General features: G+C 60.4%; 9 protein-coding genes and 1 pseudogene. 7 read left to right on the plus strand and 3 right to left on the minus strand.

Features of this window, described 5'->3' with window-relative positions; all coding sequences use genetic code 11:
* Nucleotides 1-336: 336 nt before the first annotated feature.
* Both XF36_RS21555 and XF36_RS21560 read right to left on the minus strand, forming a co-directional pair.
* Entirely contained in the window at nucleotides 337-930 is a 594-nt protein-coding gene (locus XF36_RS21555; protein ID WP_060713360.1) for a recombinase family protein, read from the minus strand.
* A 72-nt stretch (nucleotides 931-1,002) separates the two neighbouring features.
* The gene (locus XF36_RS21560) at nucleotides 1,003-2,214 is read right to left on the minus strand and encodes an IS256 family transposase (protein ID WP_414706256.1); all 1,212 of its coding nucleotides are present in this window, start codon (nucleotides 2,212-2,214) and stop codon (nucleotides 1,003-1,005) included.
* A 209-nt stretch (nucleotides 2,215-2,423) separates the two neighbouring features.
* On the opposite strand from XF36_RS21560, the pseudogene XF36_RS21565 reads away from it, so the two are divergent.
* A pseudogene (locus XF36_RS21565) lies at nucleotides 2,424-3,646 on the plus strand (IS701 family transposase).
* A gap of 407 nt (nucleotides 3,647-4,053) precedes the next feature.
* On the opposite strand, the gene XF36_RS21570 reads toward XF36_RS21565, so the two are convergent.
* On the minus strand, nucleotides 4,054-4,851 hold the full coding sequence (locus tag XF36_RS21570) for an IS5/IS1182 family transposase (RefSeq protein WP_060713357.1): 798 nt from the start codon (nucleotides 4,849-4,851) through the stop codon (nucleotides 4,054-4,056).
* A gap of 905 nt (nucleotides 4,852-5,756) precedes the next feature.
* Between XF36_RS21570 and XF36_RS30740 the strand changes: the two genes are divergently transcribed.
* The 6 genes from XF36_RS30740 (at nucleotide 5,757) to XF36_RS21580 (ending at nucleotide 12,927) form a co-directional block, all read left to right on the plus strand.
* Entirely contained in the window at nucleotides 5,757-7,106 is a 1,350-nt protein-coding gene (locus tag XF36_RS30740) for a glycosyltransferase family 4 protein (RefSeq protein WP_082375562.1), read from the plus strand.
* Nucleotides 7,103-7,672, plus strand: coding sequence for a histidine phosphatase family protein (locus tag XF36_RS35765; protein ID WP_082375563.1), 570 nt, complete (start codon nucleotides 7,103-7,105; stop codon nucleotides 7,670-7,672). The genes XF36_RS30740 and XF36_RS35765 overlap by 4 nt, the downstream gene beginning before the upstream one ends.
* Before the next feature lie 56 nt (nucleotides 7,673-7,728).
* Nucleotides 7,729-9,666 (plus strand): carbamoyltransferase C-terminal domain-containing protein, encoded by a 1,938-nt coding sequence (locus tag XF36_RS30750; protein ID WP_082375564.1) that lies wholly within the window; start codon nucleotides 7,729-7,731, stop codon nucleotides 9,664-9,666.
* Between the two features lie 482 nt (nucleotides 9,667-10,148).
* Nucleotides 10,149-10,880 carry a hypothetical protein gene (locus tag XF36_RS31765; protein ID WP_168169546.1) on the plus strand — a complete coding sequence of 244 codons (732 nt, stop codon included), beginning with the start codon at nucleotides 10,149-10,151 and terminating at the stop codon, nucleotides 10,878-10,880.
* A gap of 17 nt (nucleotides 10,881-10,897) precedes the next feature.
* Entirely contained in the window at nucleotides 10,898-11,893 is a 996-nt protein-coding gene (locus tag XF36_RS35770; protein WP_064485666.1) for an NAD-dependent epimerase/dehydratase family protein, read from the plus strand.
* A gap of 8 nt (nucleotides 11,894-11,901) precedes the next feature.
* Nucleotides 11,902-12,927: a radical SAM protein gene (locus XF36_RS21580; protein ID WP_060714889.1), complete on the plus strand. Its 1,026-nt coding sequence runs from the start codon at nucleotides 11,902-11,904 to the stop codon at nucleotides 12,925-12,927.
* Nucleotides 12,928-12,932: the final 5 nt, after the last annotated feature.

Here is a 12,932-nt window from a genome sequence, read left to right on the forward strand (position 1 = left end):
CCTCGGCCTCCGATTCAGGAGAACAAATCTCCCCCTGCGGCGACAACGGGCCACTTTCTTCATCCGAAATCGTCCGAACCCGCCCGGCTCTTCTCGACCCGGCACGAGGTTCTACGCGTTCCCGATGAATCGCTTCCGTCTGCGAATCGTAGCAATTGCTGGCCGGATTGCGGGTGCCGGATAATGGGAAATCGGGACGGTGATCATGGGGTGCGGGCGGGGTGTTCGGCTGGTCGTCGGTCGTGACGCGGGCACGCCCGTTCGGGGCCCTGGCAGGCCGTGTGCGGCCCCGGGGCGGGCCGACCGGCCCCCGGCCCCGCCCCGGCGGCCGGGCCGTCACCGACCCCACCCGGGCGCGTCGGCACCCAGGTCGGCGCGATGCCGCGCCACGGTGACCGCGTCGGCGGCCGTGCTCGGGCTGATCAGCGGCGGATGCGTGATCGCGGACGAGACCGTCCAGGACTCCCGCGGGCGGCTTCGGCCCCACACCGAGTGGCCGAGGTAGGAGGGATCGAGCAGGACGGCGCGCACGTGGGTGGCGGTCCAGGGCAGAGCGCGGCCGGTCGCGGTGACCGGGGTCGGGCGCAGCGGCCACGAGGTCCGGAGCCGCGCGGCGATGGACTTCGGGGACACACCACAGCTCGCCCAAGCGAAGATCACCGCGATCACCCACGCGGTGTGCGCGTCAAGCGCCCACGTCGACGCTGGGGCCCGCCCGGCGCGACCGAGCCGGGTCGCCTCGGTCTCCGGCTCGGCGCCGGGGTCGTAGGCACCCCACGCGGTGATCGGGCCGTAGCCGTCGAGGACCGGGCCCGACCCGGTGCGCCGGTAGCCGAAGGGGATCGTGAGCGGGAGTTGCCCGGCTTCGACGCGACGCGCGATCGTGGCGCGGGATCGGGCGGCGAGTTCGGCATAGTGGTCCTGGACCACATGAGCGCGCAGATGGTCACTGATGCGGCCGGTCGCGGGCCTGTCTCGTGATCGGTGTTTCGGCGTCGTTGCTCAGGAGGTCTCGGCTCCCGGCCAGCGGTCACCGAACGTGATGGCGAACGCGTTGATCACGGGCTTCCAACGCATCGTCCACCTCGTGCGGCCCGTCCCGGTCGGGTCCAGGCTGCGAGTCACAAGATACAAGCATTTCATCGCAGCCTGCTCAGTGGGGAAATGACCACGCGCCCGCACCGCGCGCCGGTAGCGGGCGTTAAGCGATTCGATCGCATTCGTAGAGCAGATCACCCTTCGAATCTCGACGTCGTAGTCCAAGAACGGCACGAACTCTTCCCACGCGTTGCGCCATAGCCGGATCATCGCCGCGTACTTACGGCCCCATTTCTCGTCGAGCTCATCCATAGCGATAAGTGCTGCATTCGGGTTGGGCGCGGCATAGATTGGTTTGATGTCGCGCTTCACCGCGTCCCAGTCCTGTCGACCCACCAGCCGGAAAGTGTTTCGGATCAGGTGCACGACGCAGGTTTGGACAATGGTTTGCGGCCACACGTTGGCCACGACCTCCGGGAGTCCTTTGAGGCCGTCGCAGACCAGGAACAGCACGTCACGCACGCCGCGGTTCTTCAGGTCGACCAGCACGCTCATCCAGAACTTCGCGCCCTCACTGCCGACGCCCATCCACAGCCCCAGCACGTCCTTGCAGCCGTCCACGGTGACGCCGATGGCTGCGTAGACCGGCCGGTTGGCGACCTGCCCGTCCCGGACCTTGACGTGGACAGCGTCGATGAACACCGCGGCGTACACCGAATCCAACGGCCGACCAACCCAGTCATTCATCTCGGCGACGACCTTGTCGGTGATCCGCGAGACCGTCTCCTTCGATACTGACGCCCCATAGATGTCAGCGAAATGTGCGGAAACCTCCCCGGTCGTCATCCCTTTCGCATACAGCGACAGTACGACCTCGTCGACATCTGTGAGGCGCCGCTGACGCTTCTTCACGATCTGCGGCTCGAAAGTGCTGGCCCTGTCTCTCGGAACGTCGATCTCCACGTCACCCGCGGCATCCGAGAGAACCGTCTTCGAGCGGGACCCGTTCCGCACGTTGGTGGATTCCCGGCCGGGGTCGGCCCGGTTCTTGTCGTGCCCGAGGTGCTCGGTCATCTCCTCGTTCAGCGCCGTTTCCAGAACATTCTTGGTAAAGAGCTTCAACAGGCCGTCCGGGCCGGTCAACGCCAGCCCGCGCGCCTTCGCCTCGGCCACCATCGCCGCCGCAGCGGCCCGCTCCGCCGACGCCTGCCGAGCAGGCTTCGGGTCACCCTCGCTTGGATCCACAAGGTCCGATGTCATCACTGTCCGTGCCCATCTCGCCGGACCTCAGCCCGGCGTGTCGGGCCGAAAACACCGATCTTGAAACAGTCCCCTCCAGCCGCACTTCGTGATGTGGGTCTGCGCTAGGCTTTGATCTTGTGCAGGTGGAGGAGGACCTAGAGGCGTGGGCCGGCGGCCTGGACGGGTTGTTCGGGCTGGTGGCGGGGCGGTTCTTCCGGACGGAGCCGCGGCGTCGGGCGCGGGCGTATGTGCGTGGATTGTTGGCGCCGTTGGCCGGGAAGAACGGGTGGACGCTGGCCGAGGTCGCCGGTGACACGACGCCGGACGGGATGCAGCGGCTGCTCAACTCGGCGGCTTGGGACGCCGACGGGGTCCGCGACGACCTGCGGGACTACGTCACAGAACACCTCGGCGAGCCCGGCGGGGTGCTGATCGTCGACGAGACCGGGTTCCTGAAGAAGGGGGCCAAGTCGGCCGGGGTGCAGCGCCAGTACTCCGGCACTGCGGGCCGGGTGGAGAACTGCCAGCTCGGGGTGTTCTGCGCCTATGCCAGCGGCAGGGGCCGCACGTTGATCGATCGTGAGCTTTACCTGCCCAAGTCGTGGACCGGTGATCGGGAACGTTGCCGGGCTGCGGCGGTGCCCGACGAGGTCGAGTTCGCCACCAAGACCGTGCTGGCCAAGCAGATGCTCGGCCGGGCCCTCGACGCTGGTGTCCCGGCGTCGTGGGTGGCTGCGGACGAGGCCTACGGTCAGGACTACAAGTTCCGCTCCTGGTGCGAGAAGCGCCGGATCGGCTACGTCGTCGCCGTGCCCCGCAGTCAGTCGATCCCGCTCTCGCTCGAGGCTGACATCGCCGGGCTGGCCGGGTCACGACGCGCCGACGACCTGGTCGCTCGCGCGCCGGAGCAGGCGTGGAAGCGCCGCTCGGCGGGGGACGGGGCGAAGGGTGAGCGGCTCTACGACTGGGCCGTGGCCAGCCTGTCTCCGCCACCGGAGGCGCCCGCCGGGTGGGGGCGCTGGCTGCTGGTGCGCCGTCAATCCTCACCGACACCCAGATCGCCGCCGGTGACGAGCCGGAGTTGGCCTACTACCTGTGCGCAGGCCCGCCCGGCACCAGTGACGACGACCTCATCCGGGTCGCCGGCGCCCGGTGGGCGATCGAGGAGTGCTTCCAGACCGCGAAGAACGAGGTCGGGCTCGACCAGTACCAGGTGCGGCGTTACGACGCCTGGTACCGCCACATCACCCTGGCCATGCTCGCCCACGCCTACCTCTCGGTCACCGCGGCGATCGCCCCAAAAGACCTGGCAGCGGGCTCATCCCGCTCACCCTCGCCGAGATCCGACGTCTCCTGGCATCTCTGATCCACATCCCCGCCCGCACCGTGGGCTGGGCCTGGTCGACCTGGCGTCGCCGTCACCAACACCGAGCCCGCGAAAGCCACTACCGACGACGAAGACAGCCCAGCTAACGAAGTGCGGCTGGAGTACTAGCGCACCCACAACCGCGCAGAAAGCCGAACTGATCAGCGACCCGCTTTACGGTCCTATGATCGTGACCCAACTCTGCGCGGAGGTGCGGGTCATCCGCACTGCCGCGGCCTCCACCTCCGAGGAGTACCGCCGCGTCGTCAGCTAACCCGGGGGCCGCTCGTTCGGCATGACTCCATCCTCGTTTCCAAGATCAGAGTCTCCTCAGGACCCAGGGCGCACCATACCGCGATCCGCGGCCTGCAAGCCCTCGCCTGGGGACTGAGCCTTTGCCAACCTGGTCAGGTGTTGGCGATCATGAGGGTCTGAACTGCGGCGATGAGCTGTCCTGCCTGGTTCGGGCTGGAGCGGATCTTGCGCAGGATCTTCCAGTTCTTCAGCTCGGCGTTGACCCGCTCACCCGGTCCGCGACGCCGGGCATGAGCGATGTTGACCTCTTTCTGCGCCTGCGACAGCGGGCGCATCCGCCCGGTGTCGGGATCGAGGCGCCGCCGCCGTTGCGGGACCGCCACCGTGGGCCCGGCGCCCTGGTAGGCGGTGTCTGCCGCTGCCGGGATCCGGTGCTCGGTCAGGGCGTCGACGATGCCGTGCTCGCGGGCGGCGCCCATGTCGTGGCGTGCTCCGGGCAGCGGCGGAGAGATCCACACCAGCCGGCCGGCCGGGTCGGCGATGACCTGCACGTTCAGCCCGTGACACTTGTGCTTGCCGGAGTAGAACCCGCGGTCATAGCCCGAGGCCATGCCGACGCGGTCGATGCGCAGCAGGGTGCCGTCGAGGATCACGAACGCCTTGCCGACGGCGACCTCGATCGCCTGCTCGAGGGTGGGGGCCATCGCGGCGAGCAGGTCGATCGCCTCGCGCAGGTAGCGGTACACCGTCGAGGTGCCGACCCGGAAACCGCAGGCCAGATCGGCGTAGGTCTCGCCCTTGCGCAGGTGGGCGACCACGAGCAGGGCCTGGCGGCCACACGTCAGCTTCCGCCACCGGCTCCGACGCTGGTTGCGGTGCGCGCGCAGCGCGTCGGAGAGCACATGCAGGGCACGGCTGGACACGGTCATCCCGGACGGGTAAGACAGCACCTTGAAGCTCCTGGTTGGACGGTTTCGATCTCAGCAATCGCCCGTCTACCAGGAGCTTCACTCGTTCGAGGTCACGCCACGCCGTACCGGCTCTGACCAGCTCAAACACCAGGTTGGCAAAGGCTCAGTGGATCGCCCGGCCAAGTCATCTGCGCACCCGGCCATCGACTCAAGTGGATCTTCTTACACAGCCACTTGTCACACGCCGTCAACGTAAGCGGACCGAGCGAACGGTCCATTGCGCTATTCAGGCAGATGTCGGAACCCGCCACCCATTGGCACCAGTCACTAGACACGCTCCGCAACACTACATTTGCCTCCACACGAGGCGTACGGTGGGCACACATTCCGCCCACGTTCCTGGTAACCGGCCCGGACAGACGCGGACTCGCGGCGAGCTGATCAGCCGCGTGGCGCCCAGCATCAGATCAACAACTAGGCCGTTCGAGCTAGCAAGCATCGACACGGAGAGTATCTCAAACCCTTGAGGCACCCATCCATTACCCTTGCGGAATATCTCGCTATGTCTTACGTTCTATCTGCGACACCGATCACACCACGCATTATTCGAATGGGCGCAACAATGAGTGACGCCCAGTCAGTCATGTGTGCAATATGTCGCTTGTGAGCGATCCGCAAAATCACATGCGGCGGTTCTAGGCCGAACGACAAGCCTGCAGTTAAAGCGGACAAGTCAGCTCGACTACGGGCTGCCGCACCTTACGCTCACCATGAATCCAGAGCCGCCAGCCAACAACTGCTAACAAGCTATCGAAGCGGCTATACCGTCGAGATTAAAAGACATAGGCTCGCTTGTATAAATTGCATAACCGTAACTCCGAATGCCTGCTTAATGAGCTATAACTAAACGCTACTCGGGCAAAAGAGGGCTCCATGGAGGAGAAATGCGCATACTCTTCACAATCAGTAACGGCGACTTCGGAGGTAAACATCGCTATATGCATCAAGTCATGCGCGCGTTCGCTGACGAAGGCCATGCAGTAAGCGCGTTGGTGATGAATGATGACGGAATCTTTTTAGAGCAACTTGCGGCGGATAAGACAATTAAGACCATCACGGCGAACGGATCTACCCGACAAGGAGTTCTTGCCAGTCTTCACACGCATGGCCCATTTGATATCATCTGCACTAGCGGGCGCACCGACTCCGCAGTTCTGAAAGGCGCAATAGAGGGTCTAGAGCGACGCCCACTCATAATTGCATTTCGGCACAGCGCTTTTCCACTCGACGCCGCCGCGTATGCGTTCTACGAGGACAGCGATCTCATCGTCGCTACATCTCGTCAGGTCGCCGAAACGGAGTTCTCAGATCTTAAAAACCATCGAATCATGGTTCTAGAGAGCGGAGTCGACCCGGGCCTAAAAGACGCGGTTACAATCCTTGGAGAGAGCGCGGCGCGCAAGACATTGGGCATCCCAACTGACGCATTCGTCTTTCTCTTTGCCGGCCGGTTCGACTGGACCAAGGGCCTAGACCGGGCGATTAAAGCACTAGCCGATCTGAGCATTCCCAGCACCGAAGCGTGCCTCGTTCTGGTGGGTCACGGACCACTCCGGACTGAGCTTTCGCAGCTAGCTGAAGAATACGGGGTTTCACAGCAAGTTCACTTTCGAGACCTCGTTCTCGATATACAGCCATACCTCGCGGCAGCAGACTGTGCCGTACTCCCAAGCGTCGCGGGTGAGACTGGACCGCTGTTCCTCAAGGAAGCAATGGCAGCCGGACTTCCTGTCATCACAAGCGACATCGGCGGTATCCCCGACTTCGTCCGAGACGGTTTCGATGGCTTCCTCATCGACAAGACACGGAGTCTCGCCGAATCCATGATCGCCCTGATCGATGATACTGCTCTGGCGGAAACGCTCGGCCGCAACGGCCAGCGCGGAATTATCGCCAACCACTCGTGGAAGCAAAGATTGGACGGATTCCTTGACAGCATCGAAAACCTCTACTGTCGCCTTCGCCCGACCGACGCTGCAGCAGAATACATCTGGGCACACGACGTACGTATGAGGGAAGAGAACCACGGCGGATTTGTCTTTTCGCCACGAACCTCGGAGCTGGCTGAGTTCGATAAACCAACATACTCCGCTCTTACACAAGCGCGTTCGAGCGACAGCCTCGTGGGCCTGCCGAGGGCACTCGGCGATGTCAAAGAATCCGAGCAGTTGCTCAGTCTTCTTCAACACATGAAGGCAGTCGAACGGCGGCCAGCTTACGAGCCATCATCATGACCCGAACGCAACGAGGCCGCACCGCGAACGGGGCCGAGCGTGGCCGAACCCTTCTCCTCATCAGGCACGCGCGGGATCGGTCCGCCACTGATACGCGGCATCTCTCGACTATCGGGCGCTTGCAAAGCTACGTCGCCAGCTGCGTCCTTCGTCGTAGAGCTTACGATGCAGTGCAGCCAATCAGATTTCTCGCGTCTCCCGAACCCCGTGCCCAGCAGACAGCTCGGATATTGTTCGGTCGCAAATCAATCATCACAGACGAACGACTCCGGGAGATCCGGGGATATAGGCCCGGTCCACCACGCACTCGTTCCGCGTCGTCAAACGAGCTTGTAGAGTGCTGGCGAGGGTTCACTCGGCGCATCTCAGGGTTCGTTTCTGAATTTGAAGCGGGATTCGGGAGCACGGTTGGTGTGACGCACCGGGGCGTCTTTGATGCGGTACTAGAGATAGTCACTCACGCAGCGACGCCAGCCGAGCTCGACCCACGGCATCTCGGCGTACTGCATCTTGAGTACCGGCCTGGCAACAAATCTGGTGCCTGGCTGCTACGGAGTTGCCGATAACAAAATCCGATTCAGACACACGGAACTGGCAAAGACCGCACGCGGAGGCAGCATAAATGGGGCTCACCGACGGACTTTATCTCTCCACGTACCTGAACCCAGTGGACCGCCCATTGCGCCAGAACGGCGTATGGCTCAGACACGATAACAATATTTCTCTTTGGTCCAAAAAAGGCCGGACGATCGATATCGTACAGTACTGGGAACTAGAGCGGCTGACCGGTCAGAAAGAGCATCGAACTCCTTTTTGGACGTATGCAGCCGCTGCCGAAATGATCGACGACATCTTGCATCCGCTCGACGTTTCCTTCGCCGATCTGACGGACGTCTGGGGAACCCCAGGCATGGGCTCCTCCGACGCCGTGCCACCGTCCCCATTTTCTTACCACAGCATCGCACATCTCTACAGTGCAATGCTTCTCGACACTAGCCGGTACCACGGATGCAACGTTCTAGGATTTGCCGTCGACCGAGGTCCAGACCACGTACTTGACGATGGCGTGCCACCAAACTGGTTCGTGGGTGGTTGGAAGTCCACTACAGCTTCCTCACCTACCCTATTCCCAATTGATTCACCTGGTCCTCTGTATTTCGAAGCACGCCTAAGATTCGGAATGCGGGAAGGCACGCTCATGGCTCTCGCATCTGCCAGCAGCGCTGAAGGGGACTGCGACATCTCTCAGTTCGCGGGGGATCGCTACCGCGATCAGACCTCCTTCGCGACCGCCCGCACAGCCCTGGAGATTATAACTCAGAGCGTTCAAAGTACCTTACGTAATGTGGACGATCGATTCACATCACAGGAGAACTTTACCAGCGCGGTAATGAAGCAGGTCCAGCGTGTCTCGCTACAGATAATGCGCAACAACATCGACCGAGCGATCGAGACGCATGGCGTCAAATCTGAAAATACGATCCTCGCGATATCCGGTGGGTTTGCTCTAAACTGCCCGACAAACACAGCCATTCTAGCGGAATACGGATTTCAATCACTGTCATCACCGCCAGCGGTCGGCGACGGTGGGCAATCCCTTGGGATTGCACTAGAGCATTTTGCACGAGAGCAGCCAGATCTGCATTTCACATTTCCAGGGCCTTATCTCGGACGCGCCGACAACCGTATCGGAGAACTGCTTGAGGAATTCGGCGGATACATCTCGACCGTTGATTCTTTTAATGCTAGACGAGCCGCAGTCGACATTAAACAGGAGCCTGTGGCATGGTTCGACGGCCGCTCCGAAATAGGCCCACGGGCACTCGGGCACCGCAGCATTCTAGCGAACCCGTCGTCAACAGAACACAAGGACTCTCTGAATCAGATAAAGCGACGAGAATGGTGGCGCCCGGTGGCGCCGATCGTACTAGAAGAACGCGTCGCTGATTGGTTCGACAACCCTCGTCCCTCACCTTACATGCTTGAGACGAGACGAATAAGGCCAGATCGAATCACAGAGCTCGCTGCCGTCGGCCACCTCGACACGTCGGCCCGAATACAGACTTTGAACGCGGAACAGGACGAGCGCCTGTACAGGGTAATTCGTGAGTTCGAGCAGCTAACAAAAATCCCGATTATTTGTAACACAAGCATGAACGATCATGGCGAACCCATTGTTGACTGCCTCAGAGAAGCGGCAGTATTCTGCCTACGCCGAGGGCTGCGAGTTGCCTACCTCAACGGTCTACGAGTCGTTTTTGATCATCATGAAGCATGGCAGGAATCCCAGGTCAAACCAGCGCCGCGAACTAACTGGTACTTCGAAACCGGTAGTGAAGAGGAGCGTCCCAAATCCGACGCCCTGTCGCCAGAATACATGTTCGTACTTCTCAGCAATGCCGAGCTGTCCGCAGCCTACCGACGCGGGTCGTTATCCGATCCCGCGGCAGCCGTGGAGGCGCATCTGCGAAAGGCAGACAAAACTTGGCTTGATATTGCGCGTGAGATCAAACGCAGTCGCAGATACTTCGACGTCTATGGTCGAGAGGTCTCGCGATGAGTGGGGCCGGTCCAAGCGCAGCCAAACCCCGACGTATGCAGGCCCACCGGAGGTCATCCTAGAACCTCAGTCCCTGCCGGCTGGCGCGATTTCAACGCCGACTATTTGCGAGGCAGGACCCACAATAAGCGGTTGATCATACCCGTGGTCTGGCGATTTCACTCAACGCACCTAAGGTAGCGACCTAAGGGTTCGACAGCAACGCAACTCTTATCCGTCCACGTTTCGAAGAGCTCGATCAAGGAGCAATAATGTACGTACATCGTCTCTACGAGACGCCGCTGAACCCATGGTCGCTCTGCCCGGACGGGTACGCGATCGAGCATCACCTCACCCCTGCAGACGCGGCGAACTATCCGATTGGCTGTTCACGACCTGGCGGTAGTTCTTCGACGCGACTCTTCGTGCGGCGCGTCGACACCTCCGTGCCTCTCGTCTCCATTGTAGTAAGCAACGGGGACGGCAGCATCGCTCCGCCTGTCGTGGAGTACGAGGGGCGACATGTCGACAATTCTACGCGGCACATGCTGATGGACACTGTCTGTCGAGCTGGGTTGTCACGTCTGTGGGAACAGAACTTCGCGTATGCATTTTCCACCCACTCCCTATCGGCGTATCTGCCAGACCGAGACGAATGGAACTATCCAGTAGACAAAATTGCAACCGGTTCTATGACTCCAAAAGAGCGAGACATTGAAGCCGACAATGCAGACATGATCATTGATGGTCTTTCCGTGCCTCGCCAGGACGAAATCGTGCGTCTTAAGCTTGACTTTGGCGTAGTCGAAGTTAGGCGTCCGTATGCCTCCGAGAGTCGAGCGCTTATCGACTGGGTCGCTGGTGAGTTCGGAGGTGGATGGGCGTCTGAGTTGGGGGCAGCTCTCCAAAACACTCCGGCCACTGCAGTCATCGCCAGTTTTCCTCGTGGCACCTTCGCTACCACGAACGAACACTTCGTGGGTTTCATGACCTTCGATGGCCTGATGCGTGGATTTGAAACCGCTGTCGGAATTCTAAAGAAGTATCGTGGTAGACAAATTGCACTCGCTATAGCGCTGAAACTGATCGATCTGATGGTCCGCAATGGGTACAGATACCCAATCTTCGGTGGAACCGGACCAACGCTGCGGAGGCATTTTTTGAGCTTATTGCCTACTTTGCATGCCATACCTGGTTCCGAGCAGAGCATGTTCTACAGGGCAATTCAGTGCTGAACCAGTCTGCGGCGACGATGGCCGACCTAACCAAACCGGACACTATCGGCGACGTTTCGCGCGTCTTGTTAACCGGAGCAGCCGGGTTCATTGGACGAAACCTCGCCCTCGCCCTCGAGAGTCGTGGACTAGACGTCGTAGGTGTGGACGACCTATCCGTTACACCACTCGAGACTTACTGCGGTCGGCAATTGCTGGTAAAGGACGTTTGCAAGTTATCGAATACAGACATTGTAGGCGTCGACACGATAATCCATCTCGCTTCGGCCAAAAGCGTTCCACTGTCATTTTCTGCCCCACGGTACTACTCAACTAACGTATCTATGACCGCGCACCTACTAGGCATCGCCGCCGACGCCGGAGTGGAACGCATTCTAATCGGCAGTACCTGCGAGGTGTACGGCGACCAGGGAACGGGACGTCTGCACGAAGGTACCCCTTTCGCGCCTCGCTCACCTTACGCTGCCAGCAAAGCCGCCATGGAGATGGTGGCGAACATATACCAGTTGGCCCATCGAAACTTCTCCGGCTGTGTGACGGTTGCACGTCTATTCAACGTCTACGGTCCCGGCGAACGGACGGACGCCCTAATCCCTTCACTGTGCCAGAGCGCTCTACGGTATCAACGACTCCCAATTGAAGGCGACGGCAACCAGCGTCGGGATCTGACGTACATTGACGATGCAGTCAAACAGCTCTTGCACGTCCTTTTCGAACACGACAGCAGAGTCGTAAATCTTGGCACCGGAGGAACTACGTCCGTGTTGGACGTCGCACGGCTAGTGGCCGATGAGGTGGCCGGAACGTCTACGGAATTCTTGCCGGCAAGACCCAACGAAATTCCTTCGTTCTGTTCCAATCGAGGTCCCTTAGCCGGGGATGACACATTCGGCAAAGAAATGATTACGATTCAGGACGGCATCAGAAGAACACTACTGTGGTGGCGTCAAAAGTTAGTTGCTGACCCGCAGTTTGGTGAGGCCGACCAGATGTTCAAAACTAGGATGAGGTGATGGGGCGAATGTCCAAGGACTACGTTGCGCCGGTGCGAGCTAGTATCGACGTAACCTACGCATGTGACCTAAGGTGCATCCACTGCCGTACCAACACTGGCGAGATTCCAACTGCAATCCGACGCAAGATGTTGTCGATCGAGCAACTCTCCCAGGTTATGCGCGATCTCGACCAGATGGGAACGTTCGAGATCACCTTGACCGGCGGCGAACCTACACTGCGCAAGGGGTTCTGGGACCTAATCGAGGTCGTGGGCGACTTACGCCACTCTAGTACTACTCTGATCACGAATGCCGCTAACCTTTCCAGAGAGCAGATGGATCGAATTGTCGACTCAGGCATTTCAGGGGTGCGCGTAAGCGTGGACGGCACGCGTGACACCTTCTCAGCTATTCGCCTTAGCGACGTGTACGATACCGTTCTGCAGAATTGCCGTTACCTCGCCCAACGAGCTCGTAGCTTTCGAGTCCTGACCACGGTCATGAAACAGAATCTTGACAATGTCTTCGCCTTGACTGAGGAGTTGCGGGCGGCGGGCATCCGTCGACAGAACTATATCTTAGTCCGTGCCCATGGTCGCGGTGCCCGCACAGCTGGCATGCTCTTGACCGAAGAGGAGACAATGCGCTTACACCGCGATGTGGAGCAGTTCCGCGCTCGTGTGCCACGCGACGAGTTCGACCTCGAATTGAACGCTCCATACCTTGTTCCAGGGGAACAGACTAGGCGCAGCATGGACGTCGTGCTTTACCCGTACATTGTGCGGGACACCTCGATCTCGATCTCAGCGACTGGTGACGTGACTATGAGTCGCCTATATAGTTCGAAGCCTCTCGGCAATGTTAAAGATACGTCCATCGCTGATATTTGGAGTAATTCACGAGCGGAGATCGCTCAGGAAGTCGAAGATTACTCGGATGAGGAGCTACGCGAGATTTTCTGGGACTTTGCATCCGAGACTGACACGAACCGCCCAGTGCAGCTTACTGCGCTACTAGACCGACAAATCTTCGAAGGCTATGAGGTGAGATGACCGTC

The organism is Pseudonocardia sp. HH130629-09 (genome assembly GCF_001294645.1).
Lineage (GTDB): Bacteria > Actinomycetota > Actinomycetes > Mycobacteriales > Pseudonocardiaceae > Pseudonocardia.